The following is a 22,494-nucleotide window of genomic DNA, read 5'->3' on the forward strand; positions in this document are numbered from 1 at the left end:
CGGCGCCGCGGCCCGGATGCCGGGCCGCCCTGCCAACAAACCTGCCATCCACGAAACGCTCCGGCGCCGGCAGACAGCGCCGGGGCGGCCGGCATCGTGCCGGCCCACCCCGGAAGGGGTCTTACATGTTCTCGATCAGCACTTCGCCGAAGCCGGAGCACGACACCTGCGTCGCACCTTCCATCAGGCGCGCGAAGTCGTACGTGACGCGCTTCTGCAGGATCGACTTCTCCATCGCGGCGATGATCGTGTCGGCTGCTTCCGTCCAGCCGAGGTGGCGCAGCATCATTTCCGCCGACAGGATCTCGGAACCCGGGTTCACGTAATCCTTGCCCGCGTACTTCGGCGCCGTGCCGTGCGTCGCCTCGAACATCGCGACCGAATCCGACAGGTTCGCGCCCGGCGCGATCCCGATGCCGCCGACCTGCGCGGCCAGCGCGTCGGAGATGTAGTCGCCGTTCAGGTTCAGCGTCGCGATCACGTCGTATTCGGCCGGGCGCAGCAGGATCTGCTGCAGGAACGCGTCGGCGATCGAATCCTTGATCACGATCTCGTTGCCCGTCTTCGGGTTCTTCACGCGCATCCACGGGCCGCCGTCGATCAGCTCGCCGCCGAATTCCTTCTGCGCGAGCGCGTAGCCGGCGTCACGGAACAGGCCTTCCGTGAACTTCATGATGTTGCCCTTGTGCACCAGCGTGACCGACTTGCGATCGTTGTCGATCGCGTACTGGATCGCCTTGCGCACGAGACGCTCGGTGCCTTCGGTCGACACGGGCTTGACGCCGATCCCGGAGGTTTCCGGGAAGCGGATCTTCTTCACGCCCATCTCGTCCTGCAGGAACTTGATCACCTTCTTCGCCTGCTCGGAGCCCGCGGCCCATTCGATGCCCGCGTAGATGTCTTCCGAGTTCTCGCGGAAGATCACCATGTCGATCTTCTGCGGCTCGCGCACCGGCGACGGCACGCCCTTGAAGTACTGGACCGGGCGCAGGCACACGTAGAGGTCGAGCTCCTGGCGCAGCGCGACGTTCAGCGAACGGATGCCGCCGCCGACCGGGGTCGTGAGCGGCCCCTTGATCGACACCACGTATTCCTTCAGCACCTGCAGCGTCTCGTCCGGCAGCCACACGTCCGGGCCGTACACCTTGGTCGCCTTCTCGCCCGCGAAGATCTCCATCCAGTGGATCTTGCGCTTGCCCTTGTACGCATGCGCGACCGCCGCGTCGACGACCTTGATCATGACCGGCGTGATATCGAAGCCCGTACCGTCGCCTTCGATATAGGGAATGATCGGCTGATCGGAAACGTTGAGCGAGAAGTCCTTGTTGACGGTGATCTTGTCACCGCCCTCCGGAACCTTGATGTGCTGATACGGCATGATCGACTCCAGTGACGTGGCTGAGCAGGTGATGCTGGTCGAAGCTGCGCGCGCGGCGGGGGCGCGGCATGGCCACCCCGTGACGGCAACAGCGAGCCGCTATTCTAGCGCCCCAACCGGGCACTTCGGCGCGAACCGCGGCACTGCGTATCAAGACCTCACTTATGTCTTATATAAGACAGAGGACTTGCCGTTCCGTATTATGCATTAAGATTCCGCCATTTGCCATAGACCGCCCGCCCCCGCTCCGTGCGGGGCGCCGGGCGGGCGCCCCTGCCATGAACCTGATCGCCCTCAACAAGCCGTTCGGCACGATTTGCCAGTTTTCCGCGCACGAGACGCGGCCGTCGCTCGGCGACTGGGTAAAAACGCCCGGCGTGTACGCGGCCGGCCGGCTCGATGCGGACAGCGAGGGGCTGCTGCTGCTCACCGACGACGGCGCGCTGCAGGCGCGCATCGCGGAGCCGCGCCACAAGCTCGTGAAGCGCTACTGGGCGCAGGTCGACGGCGCGCCGGGGCCGGCCGACCTGAAGGCGCTCGCGCGCGGCGTCGATCTCGGCGACTACGTGACGCGCCCGTGCCGCGCCGAATTCATCGAGCCGCCCGACACACTGTGGCCGCGCAATCCGCCGATCCGCTACCGCGCCGCGATCCCGACCACGTGGATCGAGCTCGCGATCACCGAGGGCAAGAACCGGCAGGTGCGCCGGATGACGGCGGCCGTCGGCTTTCCGACGTTGCGCCTGGTGCGCGTCGGCATCGGCGCGCTCGATATATTCGCGCTCGGCATTGCGCCGGGCGAAACAATCGCGCTGCCGCCGCGCGCGCCGTGGGACGGTTTCGCAACCGCCGGGTAGCGGATCCGGGCCGCGCGAATTTTTCGTCGTCTTTTTCGTCAACCGGGCGCGCAGATCGCGCGTTAAACCACGCAGATGCCAACCTTAGCTATCCGGCATTGGCAGCCGAACCCCGTGTTTGCGTCACGAAAGCGACGTTTTATTCGAATACGATTCGGCGCCCGCAGCGCAAAGAGAAATTTCTCGAAGCGTCTGTCAACCGAAAGGTGGATGGCACCGTTAGACGACATGACTCCTATTGCCGGGTCATTTGGTTAATTAACTAAAGCTGAGGAACACAACATGAACAAACTGATCGCCGCTCTGGTCGCTGGTCTCTTCGCAACGGCTGCTTTCGCACAAGCATCGGCTCCGGAAGCTGCTTCGGCTGCTGCTCCGGCAGCTGCTTCGGCACCGGCAAAGCACAAGGCTGCCAAGAAGCACCACGCCAAGAAGCACCACGCAGCGAAGAAGGCAGCTAGCGAAGCCGAAGCGCCGGCAGCTGCTTCGAACTAAGTAAGCAAGCTGTAATAACGCAGTCAAGAACACGCAGTCCTGCCGTTCTTACGGCGTTGAAAGGCAGATCACCGCAAGGCGATCTGCCTTTTTCTTTTTTGTGCCCGCCGCCGCGCATCGCGTACCATGCGGGTCTTGCTTTCCAGACAGGAGCCATGCTGTGCCATTCTCCCTGCGCCCGTCGCTCGGCCGCCTTGCGCGCGCCGCCGTGTTTCCCGCCGCGCTCGCCGTTCTCGCGCTCGGCATGCAGGCCGCCTGCGCGCAAGTGCCGCCCGGCGCCAAGCAGCCGAGCGAGTTCCCGCGCGTGAAGCTGCGCGCCGGCATGTACGTGATCGACGCGGCCGTCGCCGCGAACGACGCCGACCGCGAACAGGGGCTGATGTACCGTTCGCAGCTCGCGCCGAACGAGGGCATGCTGTTCGTCTTCAACGAGAACGCCGTGCACTGCTTCTGGATGAAGAACACGCTGATTCCGCTGTCGATCGCGTTCATCCGCGCGGACGGCACGATCACCGACATCGACGAGATGAAGGCCGAGACGACGGACAACCACTGCCCGCGCAACAACGGCGTCTATGCGCTCGAGATGAGCAAGGGCTGGTTCGCCGCGAAGGGCATCAAGCCGGGCATGAAGCTCGACGGGCTGCCCAAGCCGCAGTAACCGCCCATGCCGCGGCGGCGCCGCGCGTCGACCCGAGCCGGCCGCTCGCAGCGCGCCGGCTTTTTTTTCGCCCGCCCGCGGCGCCCGCCTTGATTCGGCACACGCTGCCCGCATCTGCAAAAGCCACGGACAAGCGCTATCCTTTAAATCTCGCTTGTTCCAGTCCGGGCCGGCCCAGCCGGCCCCCTTACGATCCGAACCACCAGGAGGTTCACGTGCCCCGCAAAACCCCCATCGAGCGCTATCGAAACATCGGGATCAGCGCTCACATCGACGCCGGCAAGACCACGACGACCGAGCGCATCCTGTTTTACACCGGTGTGAGCCACAAGATCGGTGAAGTGCACGACGGCGCGGCCACGATGGACTGGATGGAGCAGGAGCAGGAACGCGGCATCACGATCACGTCGGCGGCGACCACGGCCTTCTGGAAGGGCATGGCCGGCAACTATCCGGAACATCGGATCAACATCATCGATACGCCCGGGCACGTCGACTTCACGATCGAGGTCGAGCGCTCGATGCGCGTGCTCGATGGCGCGTGCATGGTCTACGACTCGGTCGGCGGCGTGCAGCCGCAATCCGAGACCGTGTGGCGCCAGGCGAACAAGTACAAGGTGCCGCGCATCGCGTTCGTCAACAAGATGGACCGGATCGGCGCGGACTTCTTCCGCGTGCAGAAGCAGATTGGCGAGCGCCTGAAGGGCGTCGCCGTGCCGATCCAGATTCCGATCGGCGCGGAGGACCATTTCCAGGGCGTCGTCGATCTCGTGAAGATGAAGGCGATCGTGTGGGACGACGAAAGCCAGGGCGTGAAATTCACGTACGAGGACATCCCCGCGAACCTCGTCGATCTCGCGCACGAATGGCGCGAGAAGATGGTCGAGGCCGCGGCCGAAGCGAGCGAGGAACTGCTCGAGAAGTATCTGCACGACCATGAATCGCTGACCGAGGACGAGATCAAGACCGCGCTGCGCCAGCGCACGATCGCCAACGAGATCGTGCCGATGCTGTGCGGCAGCGCGTTCAAGAACAAGGGCGTGCAGGCGATGCTCGACGCGGTGATCGACTACCTGCCGTCGCCCGTCGACGTGCCCGCGATTCTCGGGCACGACTTCGCCGATCCGGAGAAGCCGGCGGAACGCCACCCGAGCGACGACGAGCCGTTCTCGTCGCTCGCGTTCAAGATCATGACCGACCCGTTCGTCGGCCAGCTGATCTTCTTCCGCGTGTATTCGGGCGTCGTCGAGTCGGGCGACACGGTGCTCAACGCGACGAAGGACAAGAAGGAGCGGCTCGGCCGGATCCTGCAGATGCATGCGAACGAGCGCAAGGAAATCAAGGAAGTGCGCGCGGGCGACATCGCGGCGGCCGTCGGCCTGAAGGAGGCGACCACCGGCGACACGCTGTGCGATCCGGCCAAGCCGATCATCCTCGAGAAGATGGAATTCCCGGAGCCGGTGATCTCGCAGGCCGTCGAGCCGAAGACGAAGGCCGACCAGGAAAAGATGGGCCTCGCGCTGAACCGGCTCGCGCAGGAAGATCCGTCGTTCCGCGTGCAGACCGACGAAGAGTCCGGCCAGACGATCATTTCGGGGATGGGCGAGCTTCACCTCGAAATCCTGGTCGACCGGATGAAGCGCGAGTTCGGCGTCGAGGCGACGGTCGGCAAGCCGCAAGTCGCCTATCGCGAAACGGTGCGCACGACGGCGGCCGACGTCGAAGGCAAGTTCGTCAAGCAGTCGGGCGGTCGCGGCCAGTACGGCCACGCGGTGATCACGCTCGAGCCGAATCCGGGCAAGGGCTACGAGTTCCTCGACGAGATCAAGGGTGGCGTGATTCCGCGTGAATACATCCCGGCGGTCGACAAGGGTATCCAGGACACGCTGAAGTCGGGCGTGCTCGCGGGCTACCCGGTCGTCGACGTGAAGGTGCATCTGACGTTCGGTTCGTACCACGACGTCGACTCGAACGAAAACGCATTCCGGATGGCCGGCTCGATGGCGTTCAAGGAGGCGATGCGCAAGGCGAAGCCCGTGCTGCTCGAGCCGATGATGGCCGTCGAGGTCGAGACGCCCGAGGACTTCATGGGCAACGTGATGGGCGACCTGTCGAGCCGGCGCGGCATCGTGCAGGGAATGGAGGACATCGCGGGCGGCGGCGGCAAGCTGGTGCGCGCCGAAGTGCCGCTCGCGGAGATGTTCGGCTATTCGACGTCGCTGCGCTCGGCCACGCAAGGCCGTGCGACGTACACGATGGAGTTCAAGCATTACGCGGAAACGCCGGCGAACGTGTCGGAAGCCGTGATCAACGCGAAGACGAAGTAAGCACTGCTCACCCGCGCGCGGTCGCGGGTACGCGAAGCCCGTCCGGTTCCGGACGGGCTTTTTTTCGTCCGGCGCACACGGCGAATCGCGGCCCTTTTTGATCGGCGCGCCGAGCTTTTTTTCGCGTGCCACAATGGATGGCGATTCGTCAGATGGAACCCGCCCGATGCCGCCCACCCCCACCCCTGCCCTGCGCCGCCTGCTGACCCTCTATGCCGGCCTGATCGCCGCGAACGTCGCCGTCTGGCTGTGGGCGCTCGCGGTGCTGCGCGACCATCCGCTGCTGCTCGGCACCGCGGCGATCGCGTACGGGCTCGGGCTGCGTCATGCGGTCGACGCGGATCACATCGCCGCGATCGACGTCGCGACGCGCAAGCTGATGCAGGACGGCCAGCGTCCGGTGAGCGTCGGCCTGTTCTTCTCGCTCGGCCATTCGACGATCGTGATCGTCGCGACGCTCGGCATCGCGCTGACCGCGTTCGCGCTGCGCGACCGGTTCGACGCATTTCGCGAAATCGGCGGCACGATCGGCACGGCCGTATCGGCCACCTTCCTGCTGGTGCTCGCGTGCGTGAACCTGATGATCCTGCGCGACGTGTGGCGACGCTATCGCGGCGCATCCGGGCATACGCACGACGGCGCGCACGACCATCGTCCCGCCGGACTCGTATCGCGGTTGCTGCGCCCGCTGTTCCGGTTCGTGTCGAAGAGCTGGCACATGTACCCGGTCGGCGTGCTGTTCGGGCTAGGTTTCGATACTGCAACCGAAATCGGCCTGCTCGCGATCGCCGCCGCGCAGGCGAGCCAGGGCCTCCCGGTCTATACGGTCATGCTGTTTCCCGCGCTGTTCACGGCCGGCATGACGCTGATCGACTCGACCGACAACGTGCTGATGATTCGGGCATACGGCTGGGCGATGGACGATCCGCAGCGCAAGCTGCTCTACAACGCGAGCATCACGTTCGTGTCGGCGGCCGTCGCGCTGGCGATCGGCGGGATCGAGGCGGCCGGCCTGCTGGCCGACAAGCTGGCGCTGTCGGGCCCCGTGCGCGACACGCTCGATGCGATCGGCGAACGCTTCGGCTCGATCGGCTACGGCATCGTCGCGCTGTTCCTCTTCTGCTGGATCGCGTCGATCCTGTTCCACCGCTGGCAACGCGCGGCCGACGCGCCGGCGCGCTGAACGACGCCCCTACGTTTCATTCCGGAAACAAAACGCCTCCCAACGGTGCTGCATGCGCGCTCGCGCGACTGCGCACGCCTTTCGTCACGGCCCTGAGCGGCCGATGGCACGAATCTCGCAGAGTGGGATCCGCACGGCGGGCCCGCGTGCCGATCCGCGTCCGCGGCTGGCGTCAAGCGCCGGCCCGAACGTCATCGGCCGACGATAGGACAACGAATCTTCTGAGCCCCCTGCACTACACGTAAATCGTCGCGCGGCAACGAGGCATCGCGCGCATGGGGAGGCCATGATGCATAAAACGACACAACCGTTCCGCGCGGCGGGACGGCGCCCTCGTGCAACCTTGCTGGCCGCAGCCGCGTTGGCGTGCTGCTGCTCGTATGCCGTCGCACAAAACACGACACCCGACTCCGCGTCCGACACGAACGCCAGTGCGGACACCATCATGACGCTGGTCGAGAACGCCTCGCCGTGCGCCGCCGATCCGGCTGGATGCGCGGCGCACGTCTATGCCGGCCGGGGCGCCGGTAATGGCGGTCCCGGCGCGAGCGGCAGCGGCGGCGGGAATGGCGGTGGGACAGGTGGCGGCAGTGGCAACGGGAACGGTAGCGGCGGAAACAACGGGAACGGCGCCGTCGGACCTGCCGGTGTCGGGGGAACGACGGGGGGAACCTCGGGCAGCCCGGGCGGCACGGGCCGCGGTGGCAACGCGTCGGGCAACGGCGGTTCAGGTGGCGGCTCTTCCGGTGGCGGTACTTCGGGTGGCGGTACTTCCGGTGGCGGTACTTCCGGTGGCGGCACTTCGGGTGGCGGTACTTCGGGTGGCGGTACTTCGGGCGGCGGCACTTCGGGTGGCGGTACTTCGGGTGGCGGTGGCCACGGTGACGGCGGTGGTGGCGGTCACGGCGGCGGTCACGGAGGCGGTCACGGCGGTGGTCACGGCGGTGGTCACGGTGGCGGTGGCGGTGGCGGTGGCGGTGGCGGTGGCGGTGGCGGTGGCGGTGGCAGCGGCGGCAGCGGCGGCGGCGGCGGTGGCGGCGGTGGTGGCGGCGGTGGCGGCGGTGGCGGCGGTGGCGGCGGCGGCGGCGGTGGCGGCGGTGCTGGCGGCGGCGGTGCTGGCGGCGGCGGTGCTGGCGGCGGCGGTGCTGGCGGCGGCGGTGCTGGCGGCGGCGGTGCTGGCGGCGGCGGTGCTGGCGGCGGCGGTGCTGGTGGCGGCGGTGCTGGCGGCGGAGGCCATGGCAATGGCGGCGGCAACGGCAACGGCGGCGGCGGCGGCGGTCACGGCAATGGCGGAAACGGTAACGGCGGCGGGAGCGGCGGCGCCAATGGCACCGGCGGCCACGGCAATGGCGGCGGCAACGGTAACGGCAATGGCAGTGGAGGCGCCGGCAACGGCGGGGCCAACGGTGTCGGCAACGGCAACGGTGGCGGTCGCGGCAACGGCGGCGGTCACGGCAACGGCGGATCGCCCGGCGGCAACCACTGACCCCAGGCGTTGCCCGGGGTCAGAGCATCTCGAGCGCGCGCTTGCTGCGCGGCGGACGGAAATACGCGTCAAGCTGCACGCGCTCGTCATCGCTCAACACCACATCGAGCGCGGCGCGGTTGTCGCGCACGTGCTCGATTCGCGACGCCTTCGGAATCGCGAATACACCCGGCTGCGCGAGCACCCATGCCAGCGCGACGCGCATCACCGACACGCCGCGCAGCCGCGCGATCTCGTCGAGCGGCGAGCGTTTCGGCAGCCGCCCGTGATCGACCGGACTGTATGCCATCGCCGGTATCCGGCGCTCGGCCAGCCACGGCAGCAGGTCGAATTCCGGGCCGCGTCGCGCGATGTTGTAGAGAATCTGGTTGGTGGCGCACGCACCACCGCCCGCCTCGTCGACGAGTTCGGCCATGTCGGCCGTATCGAAGTTGCTCACGCCCCAGTGGCGAATCTTGCCCGCACGCTGCAACGCGTCGAAACCCTCGACCGTTTCCTCGAGCGGCACCGAACCGCGCCAGTGCAGCAGATACAGGTCGAGGCGATCGGTACGCAGGCGCTTGAGGCTCGCGTCGCACGCGGCGACGACCCCACGCCGGCTCGCATGGTGCGGATAGACCTTGCTGACGAGGAACACGTCGTCGCGCAGGCCCGCGAGTGCGTCGCCGACCAGTTCCTCGGTCGCGCCGTCGCCATACATCTCGGCCGTATCGACCAGCGTCATCCCGAGTTCGACGCCTTCGCGCAGCGCGGCGATCTCGTCCGCGCGCCGCGCCGGCCGCTCGCCCATTTCCCAGGTGCCCAGGCCCAGCTTCGGAATCGTCTCGCCGTTCGGCAAGACGACCGTGGCGATCGTGTCTGTCATGCGTTTCCTCGTTGCGGATTCGTGGCCGCGCACCGCGGCCGAAGCATCGGATACGACGCATCAGTGTAGTCAATCGGTACGCCTCCGGCCTGTTACGCGGCAAAAACCGGCTATAACGGCACGGCATGATGACTTAGAATGGCCGCAACCTGATCGATACCCATTGTATGAAGGCACCCACGGACGACCGCTGGCAGGACCTGCGCCCCGACCCCGACAACGATACGCCGCTCTACCTGCAGCTCGCCCGCAAGCTCGGCGATGCAATCCACGACAACCGCTGGACGGCCGGCGAAGCGCTGCCTTCCGAGCGTGTGTTGTCCGAAGCGCTCGGCGTGTCGCGCATCACCGCGCGCAAGGCGATCGCGCTGCTCGTCGAGCAAGGCTTGATCCGCCGCACGCAGGGCGCGGGCAACTTCATCCAGCCGCGCTACGAGGATCCGCTGTCGCGGCTGTCGAGCTTCAGCGAAATGCTCGAGCGCCGCGGCTTCAAGCCGAGCTCGCAGTGGCTCGCGCGCGAAATCCAGCCGGCCAACCGCGACGAAGTGATCCAGCTCGGGCTGTCGCCGGCCGCATCGGTTACGCGGCTGAAACGTCTGCGCCTGGCCGACGGCATCGTGATGGCCGTCGAGAACTCGACGTTCCCCGCGACGCTGATTCCCGATCCGCAGGCGATCGTCGGTTCGCTGTACAGCTATCTCGAAGCGCGCGGCACGCCGATCGTGCGCGCGCTGCAGCATTTCCGCGCGGTCAACGCGACCGACGAGATCGCCGAACAGATGGGCATCGCCCCGCACGACGCCCTGCTGCTGATCACGCGGATCGGCTATACGTCCGACCAGCGCGCGATCGAACTGACCGATACCTACTGCCGAAACGACTACTACGATTTCGTCGTCGAGCTGCGCAAGTAACGCGAGGCGAGGCGCCGGCGCTCACAACCAGCGCGCATCGTCGGTGCCGAGCGGCACGGGCGGACGCGCGAACGACGGCGGCGTCGCCGACAACCGCTCGGCCGGCCGCACGGTGTCGAGCACGCCGAACGGCGACGCGACGCGCTCGATCCGGTCGCGCACGTCGGCCAGCGCGAGATCGGGCGCGTGCAACCCGCCCGGCACGGCGCCGAACGACTGCAGCCAGCGCCCCGTCTGCGCGAGCGACGTCCGCACGTGCCAGCTTCCCCCTTCGCGCGCCCGCCGGGCGAGCGCGATCATCGCGCCGAACGCCGCGAGATACCCCGTTGCATGGTCGAGCGCCTGGCATGGCAGATGGCGCGGCCCGCTCGCCTGCGCGGCCTGCTGCTCGTGCCATGCGATTCCGCTCGCCGACTGCACGAGGCTGTCGAACCCGCGCCGCTTCGCCCACGGCCCGGCGTGCCCGTACGCCGACACCGACACGTAGACGATGCCGGGCCGCCGCTCGGCCAGCGCCTGCGGCGCGAACCCGCGCGCGGCGAGCGCGCCGGGCCGGTACGACTGCAGAAACACGTCCGTCTCGCGCGCCAGCGCGTGCAGCGTATCGACGCCTGCCGCGTCGCGCAGATCGATCCACGTCGAGCGCTTGCCGCGTCCGTTGTCGATCACGAGCGGCGCGATGTTCGGCAGGTGCGGGCCGTTGACGAGCAGCGTCTGCGCGCCATGCGACGCCAGCGTGCGGCCCGCGACCGGCCCCGCGATGATGCGCGTGAGATCGAGCACGCGCACGCCGGCCAGCGGCCGGCCGCCCTCGCCGCGGCCGATCGGCTCGGGCGGCGCGTCGCCGATCCGCTCGATCTCGAACAGCGGCAGCGACGCGATCGCGCGCGCCTGCTCGTGCGCCGCCCATTCGTCAGGCGTTCTGATCAATGCCGCGCACAGGCCGGCGTCGGCCAGCGCGGTATCGAGCGCCGCGCCGTCCCACGTGCGAATCGCCGCGGCGACGTCGGCCGGCTGCGGGCCGCAGCCGAGCACGTCGAGAATGCCGTGCAGGTGATGCGGGAAATTCGCGTGCAGCTGAATCCAGCGTCCGTCGCCCGTCTCGAAGAAGCCGGTGACGGGATGACGCAACTCGGGCGGCGGCCCGTCGTCCACGCGCAGGTAGCGTTCGCTGCGAAACGCCACGAGCGCGTCGCGCACCGACACGTCGACCGATTGCGCCACGCCCGTGCGCAACCGATGGCATTCGGCTGCCGCGAGCGCGGCCGCGGCGATCGTCGCGGCGGCAAGCGTGCCCACATGAAACGTCGACGGCAACGTCGGGTCCTGCCCGGTCACGGTCGTGCGAGCCAGCGCGTCGCGCTCGCCGTGTGCGAGTTGCCAAAGATGCGCCAATGCGGATTCGGGTGTCATGGTGAGGGAGATACCGTCGAGGAGACGGAATCGAGTCTAGAATTCGCGACAGGCGCGATCAATCTTGATTGCGCGAATCAATACATAACGAATAGTTGTAGCGGTTCCGCGCTTCATGCGCGGCGACAGGAGCAACCGGCATGACGTCCCTCAGTGCGCAGGAAGCCGCCGGCATGCTCGGCGTCAGCGTGAGCACCCTCTATGCATACGTGAGCCGCGGCCTGCTGCGCTCGCTCCCCGACGGCGCGACCAAGCGCCGCCGCTACGACGCCGACGAAGTGCGCCTGCTCGCGCGCCGCCGCGCCGACGCGAAGCGCGCGGGCGGTGTCGCCGAACGTTCGCTCGACTGGGGCGTGCCGGTCCTGGAATCGCGGATCACGCAGATCGCCGACGGCCGCCTGCGCTATCGCGGCGCGGATGCGATCGCGCTGGCCGATACGGCGACACTCGAGGAAACGGCCGCGCGGCTGTGGGATTGTCCGCCCGCGCGGCTGGCCGCCGCGTCGCTCGCATCGACCGGTTTCGACGCGGCGCAGTGGCGCGACTGGGCTCATCGCTGGGCGCCGCTCGCGCCGCTCGAACGCACGCTGGTGCTGCTGCCGGCCGCGGCTGCATCGCTGCCGCGCCTGTGGGCGCAGGGGCGCGATGCACATCTCGATTCCGCCGCGTTGCTGCTGCGCGTCGCGACGGCCGCGCTCGCCGGCATCGCGCCGGGCGACGCGCCCGTGCACCGGCAGCTCGCGGCCGCGTGGCGCGTGCGACGGCGCGCCGAAGCCGACCTGCTGCGGCGCGCGCTCGTGCTGTGCGCCGATCACGAACTGAATCCGTCGACCTTCGCGGTGCGCTGCATCGCGTCGACCGGCACCCATCTGTTCGGCGCGATCTCGGGCGGGCTCGCGGCGCTGTCGGGGCCGCGCCACGGCGGCGAGACGTTCCGCGCTGGCACGCTGCTCGACGAAGCGGCCCGCACCGCCGATCTCGATCGCTACCTCGCGCTGCGGCTCGCGCACGACGAACGCGCGGACGGCGGCCGCACGGCCCTGTCCGGCTTCGCGCACCCGCTATACCCCGACGGCGATCCGCGCGCACGGGCGCTGCTCGATGCGCTGCACGCGGCGGCGCCCGAGCGGCCGGCGCTGCGCGTGGCGCGCGCGCTCGCCGCGCGCGTCGAAGCGGCGACGGGCCTGCGGCCGGCGATCGATTTCGCGCTCGCGGTGCTGGAGCGCACGCTCGCACTGCCCGACGGCGCGGCGTTCACGCTGTTCGCGGCCGGCCGCACGGCCGGCTGGATCGCGCACGCGCTCGAACAGTACGCGGACGGAAAGCTGATCCGGCCACGCGCACGCTACGTCGGCAGCGACGCGGCCGTGTGACGCCGGCCGTGACGCCACGCGGCGAACGGACGCCACCACGCGGACGCTGAGCGCACGGCCGGCGCCGCGAGCGGGCCGAACGCGAACGTCGCGCCGCGCGGCCCGGCGCCGACCCACGCGCGCATGCCGGGCAGCAACGTCAGCGATGCGCCCGCACCCAGCCAGTGATCGTCGGGCCGGCCCTCGACGGTCACCCACACGTCGCCTTCGGCCACTTCGAGCAGCGTGAAATCGACGATCCGCCACCGACCGGCCGGCTCGTCGCCGTCCATCACGTAAAGTCGCAGTTCGCGCATGGCAGCCTCCTGGTCGCACGGGTTCGACGACACCAGTATTTCGGACGGAGGCGGCACACGGACAGATACGGCAGCAGACGCTTTCGGCTGAACTGTACTGGCCGCCCGACGGGGACAGGCTTCCCGTGGCACGGCCGGCCGAGGTCGAGTCGGGCCGCATCACATATCGCCCCGAACCTGCACGGCGCGGCGGCTTTCCCTACAATGTCGGCTGTCCCGCGCCACCACCCCGCCCTCATGTTCCAACGCCCGCCCGCCGCCGCTCCCGGCGAAAAAAACCTCACCGTGATGCTCTGGCTCGTTGCGACGGGCTTCTTCATGCAGACGCTCGACGCGACGATCGTCAACACGGCGCTGCCGTCGATGGCCGCGAGCCTCGGCGAATCGCCGCTGCGGATGCAATCGGTCGTGATCGCGTACTCGCTGACGATGGCGGTGATGATCCCCGTGTCGGGCTGGCTCGCCGACACGTTCGGCACGCGACGCGTGTTCTTCAGCGCGATCCTGGTGTTCTCGCTCGGCTCGCTGCTGTGCGCGAACGCGCATACGCTGACGCAACTCGTCGCGTTCCGCGTCGTGCAGGGCGTCGGCGGCGCGATGCTGCTGCCGGTCGGGCGGCTCGCGGTACTGCGCACGTTTCCGGCCGAGCGCTACCTGCCCGCGCTGTCGTTCGTCGCGATTCCGGGCCTGATCGGCCCGCTGATCGGGCCGACGCTCGGCGGCTGGCTCGTGAAGATCGCGTCGTGGCACTGGATTTTCCTGATCAACGTGCCGGTCGGCGTCGCGGGCTGCATCGCGACCTTCTATTCGATGCCCGATTCGCGCAACCCGGCCGCCGGCCGCTTCGACCTGAAGGGCTATCTGCTGCTGACGATCGGCATGGTCGCGATCTCGCTGTCGCTCGACGGGCTCGCCGATCTCGGCATGCAGCACGCGGCCGTGCTGGTGCTGCTGGTCCTGAGCCTCGCGTGCTTCGTCGCGTACGGGCTGTACGCGGTGCGCGCGCCGCAGCCGATCTTCTCGCTCGAGCTGTTCAAGATCCACACGTTCAGCGTCGGGCTGCTCGGCAACCTGTTCGCGCGGATCGGCAGCGGCGCGATGCCGTACCTGATCCCGCTGCTGCTGCAGGTGAGCCTCGGCTACTCGGCATTCGAGGCCGGGCTGATGATGCTGCCGGTCGCGGCGGCCGGCATGTTCTCGAAGCGGATCATCACGCGGCTGATCACGCAGCACGGCTATCGGAAGGTGCTGCTCGCGAACACGATCATGGTCGGCGTGATGATGGCAAGCTTCGCGCTGATGCGGGACACGGTGCCGGTGTGGGTGAAGGTCGTGCATCTCGCGCTGTTCGGCGGCTTCAACTCGATGCAGTTCACCGCGATGAACACGCTGACGCTGAAGGATCTCGGCACCGGCGGCGCGAGCAGCGGCAACAGCCTGTTCTCGCTCGTGCAGATGCTGTCGATGAGCCTTGGCGTCACGGTCGCCGGCGCGCTGCTGGCGACGTTCACCGGCATGCTGCGCACCGTGACGCCGAGCAACACGCTGCCGGCGTTCCACGCGACGTTCATCTGCGTCGGGATCATCACGGCCGCGTCCGCGTGGATCTTCGCGCAGCTCGCGCCCGAGATCCGCGGCCCGGCGCGCAAGACCGACCCGTCCGAGCGCGCGTGACGCGCGGCGCGCGCCGAATCGGGCCGGCGCGCACCATCGCGGTGCAACGCGACCCGGCCGCGCGCGTGCCGGCCGCGCCGGGCGGCCGTACACGGTGCCATGCCGCCGTGCATGCTTCTTGCTGGCCTATTCTGTAGGTAAACTGGCAGCCTTCCTTCGGCCGACATCATGAGCATGATCGAAATCGATCCCCCCGGCTTTCAGCCGCCCCGCCCGGTCGCCGGCGACGACGGGAACCGGCGCACCGTGCTGTACGGCGGCTACACCGTGTTCAGCGTGTTTCAGCCCGTTTTCTCGGTGTCGCACCGGCGCGCGATCGGCTATCACGCGTCGCTGCGCGCGCACGACGAGGAAAACCGCCAGGTGGCGTCGCACGAGGTGTTCACGCAGGCGGCACGGCGCGGCGACCTGCTCGAGCTCGGCCGGCTCGCCGAATCGTTGCATCTCGGTAACTTCCACGCGTTCGACAGCCACGACGAGTGGCTCTTCCTGAGCCTGCATCCGGCCGCGCTGATGGACACCGTGTACGGCGACGCGCTGCTCGCGAACCTGAAGGCGCTCGGGCTGCCGCCGCACCGCGTGGTGCTCGAGGTGCCCGAACAGGCCGGCGGCGAGACGCCGCGCTATGCGGCGATCATCGACGGGCTGCGCAAGGCCGGCTTCCTGATCGCGCTCGTCGGATTCGGCGCGAAGCATTCGAACATCGATCGCGTGTGGCACCTGCATCCCGACATCGTCACGCTCGACCGCGGCATCCTCGCGCAGGCGAGCGAGCACTCGCATCTCGAACGCGTGCTGCCGGGGCTCGTGTCGCTGCTGCACGAATCCGGCCAGCTCGTGCTGATGGGCGGGCTCTCGACCGAACGCGACGCGCTGATCGCGCTCGAATGCGACGTCGATTTCGTGCAGGGCCAGTACTTCGCGGGGCCGAGCGTCGATCCCGTGCAGCCGCAGGCCGCCGCGGGCTGCATGGATACGCTGTCGGCCGCGCTGCGGCTGCGCGTCGCGCAGCGCGAGCGCACGCAGGCGGAACGGCTCGCGCCGTACGTCGCCGCGCTCGAGGAAGCGAGCCGCAAGCTCGGCGCGGGCGAATCGCTCACCGATGCGGCGGCCGCGGTGCTCGGGCTGCCCGAGACCGCACGCTGCTTCCTGCTCGACGCGTCGGGCCGCCAGATCGGCGACAACGTGCTCGCGCGCGGCAGCGTGTCGCAACGCGCGAAGCGCTTCCGGCCGCTGCTGCATTCCGAAGGCGCGAGCTGGGAACGCCGCCCGTACTTCATCGACGCGATGCGCGCGCCGGGCGGCGTGCATCTGACGCCGCCCTACCTGTCGATCAACGAGGCGCACCTGTGCGTGACCGCGTCGATCGCCGCACCGGCCGCGACGGGCATGCAGGTGCTCTGCGTCGACATCAACTGGGAAGCGGCGCTCAGCCGCGAATGAATGAGTGCGCCGGCGCGGCGCGCTCATGCGTCGCCGCCCGCCCTGCGCACGATCAACCGGTGCACGCGCTTGCCGGACGATGCGCTGACGACCTCGTGCTCGTCGATCACGCGCACGCCGGCGCCGAGCGCCGCATGCATCCGCGCCGAATCGAGCGGCGTATAGAGGCGGCCGCGCTCGTCGCGCAGCACGCCGTTTCCGGCCACCCGCCAGCTCAGGTACAGCGTGCCGCCCGGCATCAGCAGATCGGCCAGCCGCGCGGCGGCCGCCGCCGCGTCCGCCTGTTCGAGATGCATGACGACCGTTTCGCACAGTACGTTGCGAAACGCGCCGGACGGTACGCCGGCCAGCGCCGGGAGCGCGGCCCGCTCGAAAATCAGATCCCGATGGCGCCGCCGCGCCTCGTCGAGCAGCGCGGCGCTCGCGTCGTAGCCGCGCACGTCGAAGCCGCGCGACGCGAGCCACGCCGTATCGCGCCCCGCGCCGCAGCCGACGTCGGCGGTCAGCCCCGGCGAGAAATACTGTTCGAGCAGTGCGTACATGTCGTCGGGCGCAGCCTGGTCGAGCCAGTCCTGCGCGTATTGCGCGGCATGGGCGTCGTAGGCATCGAGGGTCGGGCGATCCACCATGGCGATTGCTCCGCAAAGGCGTCGTATGACGCACTCCGCATCTTAGCCGTTGCGTGCGGCCTGCGCCGACGGCGGATGGTGCGACGCCGGCCTGCGCGGCCTGCACGCGCGCCGCACGCGACGGCTGACGCGCCGCCGCGCTTTCCGCGTCGTGAACGAGCACGCACAGTCGCGCATTGACCGGCGCCGGCGCACCGAAGCGCCCGCGCCGAACACGCAGACCGGCCCGGCCGGCGCATCAGACAGGTGAATGCGCGCCGCCGTGCACGGGGCCCGCGCGCCGCTCGACTTCGCGGCGCACGTCGCCGCGCAGCCCCGCGAAGAACGCGACCTCGGCGACGACGAACAGCGGCCCGACGATCAGGCCGGTCAGATCGTCGACGAACGCGGGCTTGCGGCCTTCGAACCAGTGCCCGACGAACTGCACGATCCAGCCGACGACGAATGCGCCGATGCCGATCGCGAGCCATTGCGCGGTCGGCCTCAGCGCCAGCGACTGCGCGGCCCACAGGGCGAGCGCGAACAGCACGGTCATCACGATCCCGAACCGCAGGTCGAGACGCAGGTAAAACGCCGCGGACGCGACGGCGAGCAGCAGTGCGGGCGACAGCGCGATGCCGGCCGGCGTCCCGAGCGCCGGCCGCGACAGCAGCACCGCGATCGCGAACACGATCATCGGGATGCCGACCAGATGCGTCGCGATGTTGCGCGCGTCGCGATGGTAGGCCGCATACTGGGAAAGATGGTCTTCGAGGGTCTTCATGGCGTCTCCTGATCGGTTATTGAGCGCTATGATGCGCATCACGCCCGAGAACCGCTGTCAGCTACCCGACATCGCGCGCCCATGCCTTCCTCGCTCGCCCCGTACCTGCCGCAGATCGAAGCGAACCCGTGGTTCGCCGCGCTGCCGCCCGCGCTGCGCGCGGAGCTGATCGCCCGCGCGACGCCGCGCCATCTGCCGTCCGGCCAGGCGCTGTTCCGGCGCGGCGACCCGCCGTGCGGGCTGTACGCGGTGCTGGCCGGTTCACTCACGATAGGCGCGGTCGATCCGCAGGGCAAGGAAACGCTGCTGACGGTGGCCGAGCCCGTCACCTGGTTCGGCGAGATCGCGTTGTTCGACGGCCGTCCGCGTACGCACGACGCCATCGCGCTCGACGACACGCTGCTGCTGCACGTACCGCAGGCCGCGCTGCTCGCGATCCTCGATACGACGCCGCAATACTGGCGGCAGTTCGCGCTGCTGATGGCGCAAAAGCTGCGCCTGAGCTTCCTGACGGTCGAATCGATAAGCGTGATGCCGGCCGCGCAGCGGCTTGCCGCGCGGCTGCTGATGATCGCCGAAGGCTACGGCGGCATCAGCGCCGGGCGCACGCACATCCGGCTGTCGCAGGAAATGCTCGCGTCGATGCTGTCGCTGACGCGGCAGACCACCAACCAGTTGCTGAAGGCGCTGCAGGCCGATGGTGTCGTGCGGCTGCACGTCGGCGAGATCGAGCTCGTGGACGTCGACGCGTTGCGCCGCGCGAGCGGGCTCGGCGACGGCGCGTACTGAACGGCGCGCCACGGCCTCTATCGGCCTCTATCGGCCCCTATCAGCCTGTATCGGCCGCGACGCGCTGCCCGCGGCGGCCGAGTTGCGCTATCGTGGCGGCTCGTTTCCGTCCACCGCGCGCATCGCCTTGAACACGTCGACCGTCCCCGCCCCCGCCCGTCATCCGTGGCCCGTCTTCATCGCGTTCGTGCGGCTAGGCCTCACGTCGTTCGGCGGGCCGGTCGCGCATCTCGGCTACTTTCGCGCGGAATTCGTCACGCGGCGCGGCTGGCTCACCGAGCGCACCTATGCCGATCTCGTCGGGCTGTGTCAGTTCCTGCCCGGGCCGGCGAGCAGCCAGGTCGGGATGGCGATCGGTCTCGCGCGTGCCGGCTATGCCGGCATGTTCGCCGCGTGGCTCGGCTTCACGCTGCCGTCGGCGCTGCTGATGATGCTGTTCGCGCTCGGCGTTCACGCGACAGGCGCGCCGATCGAAGCCGGCGCGCTGCACGGGCTGCGCATCGTCTCGGTCGCGGTGATCGCGCAAGCCGTGTGGGGCATGGCGCGCACGCTGTGCCCGGATGCGCGGCGCGTCACGCTGATGGCCGCGGCCGCGTGCGTGGCGCTGCTCGCGCCGGCCGCGTGGACGCAGGTCGCGGTGATCGCGGTGGCCGCGGCCGCCGGTCTCGCGCTGCTGCCGCAGCCGACACGCGACGCGCACGAACCGTTGCCGCTGCACGTGTCGCCGCGCGCAGGCGTGTTGTGGCTCGCACTGTTCGCGGCGCTGCTCGCCGCACTGCCGTTCGCGGCCCGCGCGCTGCGCTCCGATACGCTGGCCGTCGTCGATGCATTCTTCCGCACGGGCGCGCTCGTGTTCGGCGGCGGTCATGTGGTGCTGCCGCTGCTGCAGGCGGCCGTGGTCGCGCCGGGCTGGGTCGGCGATTCGGCGTTTCTCGCCGGGTATGGCGTCGCGCAGGCCGTGCCGGGGCCGCTGTTCACGTTCTCGGCATTTCTCGGTGCGTCGCTGCGCGACGCGCCGAATGGCTGGCTCGGCGGCACGATCGCACTCGTGTCGATCTTCGCGCCGTCGTTCCTGCTCATCGCCGGCACCGCACCGTTCTGGGAACGCCTGCGCCGCAGCACGCGCATGCAGGCAGCGCTCGCCGGCGTGAACGCGGCCGTCGTCGGGCTGCTGCTCGCCGCGCTCTATCACCCGGTCTGGACCGACACGATCGTCGCGCCGCGCGACCTGGCCGCCGCGCTGGTCGCGTTCGTCGCGCTGGTGTTCTGGCGCGTGCCGCCCTGGGCCGTCGTGATCGCGAGCGCGGCGCTCGGCTGGCTGCTCGGCATGGCCGGCTGAGCCGGCCGGCGCGACACGTTCGGGGCGGGACAAAACAAAAAGCCCTCGAAACCGAGGGCTCCGAGGGCCTTGTTCGATGCCGCGCGCCGTGACGGCGCGCAGGCGCCGGACTTACGCGAAGTTCTTCGCTGCGAAGTCCCAGTTCACGATGTTCCAGAACGCTTCGACGAACTTCGGACGCGCGTTGCGGTAGTCGATGTAGTACGCGTGTTCCCACACGTCGATCGTCAGCAGCGGCTTGTCGGCGGTCGTCAGCGGCGTGGCGGCGTTGCTGGTCGACACGATGTCGAGCGAACCGTCGGCCTTCTTCACGAGCCATGCCCAGCCCGAACCGAACGTGCCGACCGCGGCCTTCGTGAACGCTTCCTTGAATGCGTCGTACGAACCCCACTTCGCGTTGATCGCGTCGCCCAGCGCGCCCGACGGTGCGCCGCCGCCGTTCGGCGACAGGCTGTTCCAGAAGAACGTGTGGTTCCAGATTTGCGCGGCGTTGTTGAAGATGCCGCCCGACGACTTCTTGATGATCTCTTCCAGCGGCAGGTTTTCGAATTCCGTGCCCGGGATCAGATTGTTCAGGTTCGTCACATAAGCCTGGTGGTGCTTGCCGTAGTGGTACTCGATCGTCTCTTTCGAGATGGTCGGCGCGAGTGCGTCTTCAGCGTACGGGAGCGGCGGGAGCGTATGAGCCATGGCGATTCCTTCGTTGAGTATGTAGGGAGGCTGTGTTGGATGCTGCCGAGCGTCCGATTGTAGGCGAGGACGAATAACCCCGCAAACTCACGGGCCATTTATCCGCGGTATGCGGAAAAGCGATGCTGGCGCAACGTCCGGCAGGGCGAACCGGACGATGCGCAGCATTCGTGCCCGGCCGCGCGGCATGCGTTGCGATGATCCTCGCGCCTCGCGCGCGACGCTTGCGTCAGATCGTATCGGTCAGCCGCGGCTGCACGTCGGCGAGCGACACGTCGGCCGCGCCTTCGGCGAGATGCACGGTCAGGCGCCGCTGCGGCTTCAGCGCGCTCGGCGCGCGTACCGCGCGGCCCGTCTGCGCATCGATCAACGCCGCATAGCCGCGCTCGAGCGTACGCTGCGGGCTCAGCACCTCGAGCCGTGCGGCACAGGCCGACACACGCGCAGTGTCGCGTTCGTGACGACGCTGCAGCGCGACCGCGAGACGTTGCGACAACCCCGCGAGCGCGTGGCGCGCCTGTGACGCGTCGGGCCGCGCGCGCTGCCAGCGTAGTTGCGCGAGCGCGAAACGCGCGCGCGCATCGCGCACCGGCCGCGATGCCGCCGACGCGAGCCGCACCGCGAGCTGCTCGACGTGCGTGCGCTGCCGCTGCAGCCGCTCGGCCGGGCTCACGAGCCGGCGCGCGAGCCAGTCGAGCTGCTGCGCGCGCTGTTCGAGCCGGCGCGCCATGCCGCGCGCGAGCGCGCGCTGGCGCTCGTCGACCTCGCGCAGCAGCAGCGCCCGCTGCGGGCTCGCGAGTTCGGCCGCGCCGGTCGGCGTCGGCGCGCGCAGGTCGGCCGCGAAGTCGGCGATCGTGAAATCGGTTTCGTGCCCGACGCCGCTCACGACCGGCAGCTCGCTCGCCGCGATCGCGCGCGCGAGCGCTTCGTCGTTGAACGACCACAGATCCTCGATCGAGCCGCCGCCGCGGCACACCAGCAGCACGTCGACCTCGCGCCGCGCATTCGCGGTCGCGACGGCCGCGACGAGCTTTTCGGCGGAACCGGCGCCCTGCACGGGAGCCGGATAGACGATCACCGGAATGTGCGGCGCGCGCCGGGCGAGCGTGGTCAGCACGTCGCGCAGCGCGGCGGCCTGCAGCGACGTGACGATGCCGATCGCGCGCGGATGAGCCGGCAACGGCCGCTTGCGTTCGGGGGCGAACAGGCCCTCGCCTTCGAGCTGCGCCTTCAGCCGCAGGAACGCCTCGTACAGGCGCCCCTGTCCGGTGCGCCGCACGGCTTCGACGTTGAGCTGCACTTCGCCGCGCGGCTCGTACATCGTGACGACCGCGCGCACCTCGATGCGGTCGCCTTCGCGGGGCGTGAATTCCGCGTATTGCGCACGGCCGCGGAACATCACGCAGCGCATCTGCGCCTGCTGGTCCTTGATCGAGAAATACCAGTGGCCGCTCGCGGCGCGCGTGAAGTTCGATACTTCGCCGGAAATCCACAGCAGCGGAAACGCGCGCTCGAGCATCGTCGAAATCGCACGGTTGAGCGCCGAAACGGGAATCACTTCGTCGCCGCCGCGCGTGGCGCCGGGTGCGGAAAAAGGAGAATCGGAAAGCATGGGCGGTCGGATGAATGCTGGCGGCGTCACGATAGTCCGACACGCGCGCGGCGTCCAGCGTCGCCGTATTCGCCGCCACGCGTGGAAGGTGTCCACACGCTGACATTCATCCGCGTAAAACGCGCGGAAACCGCCAAAAAATCCAGACGATTCTCCGTAACGCCTTGATTTCTATAATTTTTTAAACCTTTCAGAATGATTCTCATCCGATTCGATGCCCGCCGGACGGGCGTTTGAGGCAATCGACCGGGGAGTTCTTCACAGAGTTATCCACAGGCCGGCACGATCCCGCCCCGTCGGCCGGGTC

At 68.9% G+C, this 22,494-nt stretch carries 20 protein-coding genes; 12 read left to right on the top strand and 8 right to left on the bottom strand.

The features are described from left to right. Nucleotides 1–121: 121 nt before the first annotated feature. Nucleotides 122–1,378 carry an NADP-dependent isocitrate dehydrogenase gene (icd, locus tag CFB35_RS13245; RefSeq protein WP_006478026.1) on the bottom strand — a complete coding sequence of 419 codons (1,257 nt, stop codon included), beginning with the start codon at nucleotides 1,376–1,378 and terminating at the stop codon, nucleotides 122–124. Nucleotides 1,379–1,656: 278 nt separating this feature from the next. Here icd and CFB35_RS13250 point away from each other — a divergent pair, with 278 nt between their 5' ends. The 6 genes from CFB35_RS13250 to CFB35_RS35325 all read left to right on the top strand — a co-directional run bounded on the left by CFB35_RS13250 (nucleotide 1,657) and on the right by CFB35_RS35325 (nucleotide 8,387). Continuing rightward, nucleotides 1,657–2,235, top strand: coding sequence for a pseudouridine synthase (locus tag CFB35_RS13250; RefSeq protein ID WP_059646186.1), 579 nt, complete (start codon nucleotides 1,657–1,659; stop codon nucleotides 2,233–2,235). Between the two features lie 282 nt (nucleotides 2,236–2,517). Then, nucleotides 2,518–2,730, top strand: a complete 213-nt coding sequence (locus CFB35_RS13255) for a hypothetical protein (protein ID WP_006398520.1) — start codon at nucleotides 2,518–2,520, stop codon at nucleotides 2,728–2,730. A gap of 160 nt (nucleotides 2,731–2,890) precedes the next feature. Next, nucleotides 2,891–3,391, top strand: a complete 501-nt coding sequence (locus tag CFB35_RS13260) for a DUF192 domain-containing protein (RefSeq protein ID WP_060966750.1) — start codon at nucleotides 2,891–2,893, stop codon at nucleotides 3,389–3,391. A gap of 215 nt (nucleotides 3,392–3,606) precedes the next feature. After that, the gene (gene fusA / locus CFB35_RS13265; RefSeq protein ID WP_059576886.1) at nucleotides 3,607–5,718 is read left to right on the top strand and encodes an elongation factor G; all 2,112 of its coding nucleotides are present in this window, start codon (nucleotides 3,607–3,609) and stop codon (nucleotides 5,716–5,718) included. Nucleotides 5,719–5,851: 133 nt separating this feature from the next. Continuing rightward, entirely contained in the window at nucleotides 5,852–6,901 is a 1,050-nt protein-coding gene (locus CFB35_RS13270; RefSeq protein ID WP_059576889.1) for a HoxN/HupN/NixA family nickel/cobalt transporter, read from the top strand. A 289-nt stretch (nucleotides 6,902–7,190) separates the two neighbouring features. Continuing rightward, nucleotides 7,191–8,387, top strand: a complete 1,197-nt coding sequence (locus CFB35_RS35325) for a hypothetical protein (protein ID WP_256939982.1) — start codon at nucleotides 7,191–7,193, stop codon at nucleotides 8,385–8,387. 19 nt (nucleotides 8,388–8,406) lie between these two features. On the opposite strand, the gene CFB35_RS13280 is transcribed toward CFB35_RS35325, so the two are convergent. Then, nucleotides 8,407–9,252: an aldo/keto reductase gene (locus tag CFB35_RS13280; RefSeq protein ID WP_059578345.1), complete on the bottom strand. Its 846-nt coding sequence runs from the start codon at nucleotides 9,250–9,252 to the stop codon at nucleotides 8,407–8,409. Nucleotides 9,253–9,419: 167 nt separating this feature from the next. Here CFB35_RS13280 and CFB35_RS13285 point away from each other — a divergent pair, with 167 nt between their 5' ends. Further along, nucleotides 9,420–10,166 (top strand): GntR family transcriptional regulator, encoded by a 747-nt coding sequence (locus CFB35_RS13285; RefSeq protein ID WP_006489667.1) that lies wholly within the window; start codon nucleotides 9,420–9,422, stop codon nucleotides 10,164–10,166. Nucleotides 10,167–10,187: 21 nt separating this feature from the next. Here the strand turns inward: CFB35_RS13285 and CFB35_RS13290 are convergent, their stop codons facing one another. Continuing rightward, a complete protein-coding gene (locus CFB35_RS13290) occupies nucleotides 10,188–11,579 on the bottom strand; it encodes a CoA transferase (protein WP_059578349.1) in 1,392 nt (463 codons plus the stop codon). 140 nt (nucleotides 11,580–11,719) lie between these two features. On the opposite strand from CFB35_RS13290, the gene CFB35_RS13295 reads away from it, so the two are divergent. Then, entirely contained in the window at nucleotides 11,720–12,952 is a 1,233-nt protein-coding gene (locus CFB35_RS13295; protein WP_089465078.1) for a citrate/2-methylcitrate synthase, read from the top strand. Here CFB35_RS13295 and CFB35_RS13300 read toward each other — a convergent pair. After that, entirely contained in the window at nucleotides 12,925–13,248 is a 324-nt protein-coding gene (locus CFB35_RS13300; protein ID WP_089465079.1) for a DUF2917 domain-containing protein, read from the bottom strand. The genes CFB35_RS13295 and CFB35_RS13300 overlap by 28 nt on opposite strands. Before the next feature lie 237 nt (nucleotides 13,249–13,485). On the opposite strand from CFB35_RS13300, the gene mdtD reads away from it, so the two are divergent. Next, nucleotides 13,486–14,922 carry a multidrug transporter subunit MdtD gene (gene mdtD / locus CFB35_RS13310; RefSeq protein ID WP_059578356.1) on the top strand — a complete coding sequence of 479 codons (1,437 nt, stop codon included), beginning with the start codon at nucleotides 13,486–13,488 and terminating at the stop codon, nucleotides 14,920–14,922. 168 nt (nucleotides 14,923–15,090) lie between these two features. Further along, nucleotides 15,091–16,365: an EAL domain-containing protein gene (locus CFB35_RS13315; protein ID WP_059644873.1), complete on the top strand. Its 1,275-nt coding sequence runs from the start codon at nucleotides 15,091–15,093 to the stop codon at nucleotides 16,363–16,365. Nucleotides 16,366–16,388: 23 nt separating this feature from the next. On the opposite strand, the gene CFB35_RS13320 is transcribed toward CFB35_RS13315, so the two are convergent. Continuing rightward, nucleotides 16,389–16,994 carry a bifunctional 2-polyprenyl-6-hydroxyphenol methylase/3-demethylubiquinol 3-O-methyltransferase UbiG gene (locus tag CFB35_RS13320; protein WP_059578363.1) on the bottom strand — a complete coding sequence of 202 codons (606 nt, stop codon included), beginning with the start codon at nucleotides 16,992–16,994 and terminating at the stop codon, nucleotides 16,389–16,391. Nucleotides 16,995–17,232: 238 nt separating this feature from the next. Continuing rightward, nucleotides 17,233–17,757 (bottom strand): DUF962 domain-containing protein, encoded by a 525-nt coding sequence (locus tag CFB35_RS13330; protein ID WP_059644867.1) that lies wholly within the window; start codon nucleotides 17,755–17,757, stop codon nucleotides 17,233–17,235. A gap of 81 nt (nucleotides 17,758–17,838) precedes the next feature. Here CFB35_RS13330 and CFB35_RS13335 point away from each other — a divergent pair, with 81 nt between their 5' ends. Together CFB35_RS13335 and chrA are read left to right on the top strand one after the other, a co-directional pair. Then, nucleotides 17,839–18,546 carry a Crp/Fnr family transcriptional regulator gene (locus CFB35_RS13335; protein ID WP_089465081.1) on the top strand — a complete coding sequence of 236 codons (708 nt, stop codon included), beginning with the start codon at nucleotides 17,839–17,841 and terminating at the stop codon, nucleotides 18,544–18,546. Nucleotides 18,547–18,673: 127 nt separating this feature from the next. Next, on the top strand, nucleotides 18,674–19,885 hold the full coding sequence (gene chrA / locus CFB35_RS13340) for a chromate efflux transporter (RefSeq protein WP_089465285.1): 1,212 nt from the start codon (nucleotides 18,674–18,676) through the stop codon (nucleotides 19,883–19,885). Between the two features lie 111 nt (nucleotides 19,886–19,996). Here chrA and sodB read toward each other — a convergent pair whose 3' ends face one another. Together sodB and xseA are read right to left on the bottom strand one after the other, a co-directional pair. After that, nucleotides 19,997–20,575 carry a superoxide dismutase [Fe] gene (gene sodB / locus CFB35_RS13345; protein ID WP_059578375.1) on the bottom strand — a complete coding sequence of 193 codons (579 nt, stop codon included), beginning with the start codon at nucleotides 20,573–20,575 and terminating at the stop codon, nucleotides 19,997–19,999. A gap of 229 nt (nucleotides 20,576–20,804) precedes the next feature. Then, the gene (gene xseA, locus CFB35_RS13350) at nucleotides 20,805–22,187 is read right to left on the bottom strand and encodes an exodeoxyribonuclease VII large subunit (RefSeq protein WP_059644857.1); all 1,383 of its coding nucleotides are present in this window, start codon (nucleotides 22,185–22,187) and stop codon (nucleotides 20,805–20,807) included. Nucleotides 22,188–22,494 lie beyond the last annotated feature (307 nt).

The sequence above is a fragment of the Burkholderia sp. AU16482 genome, assembly GCF_002223285.1.
In the GTDB taxonomy this organism is placed as follows: domain Bacteria; phylum Pseudomonadota; class Gammaproteobacteria; order Burkholderiales; family Burkholderiaceae; genus Burkholderia; species Burkholderia semiarida.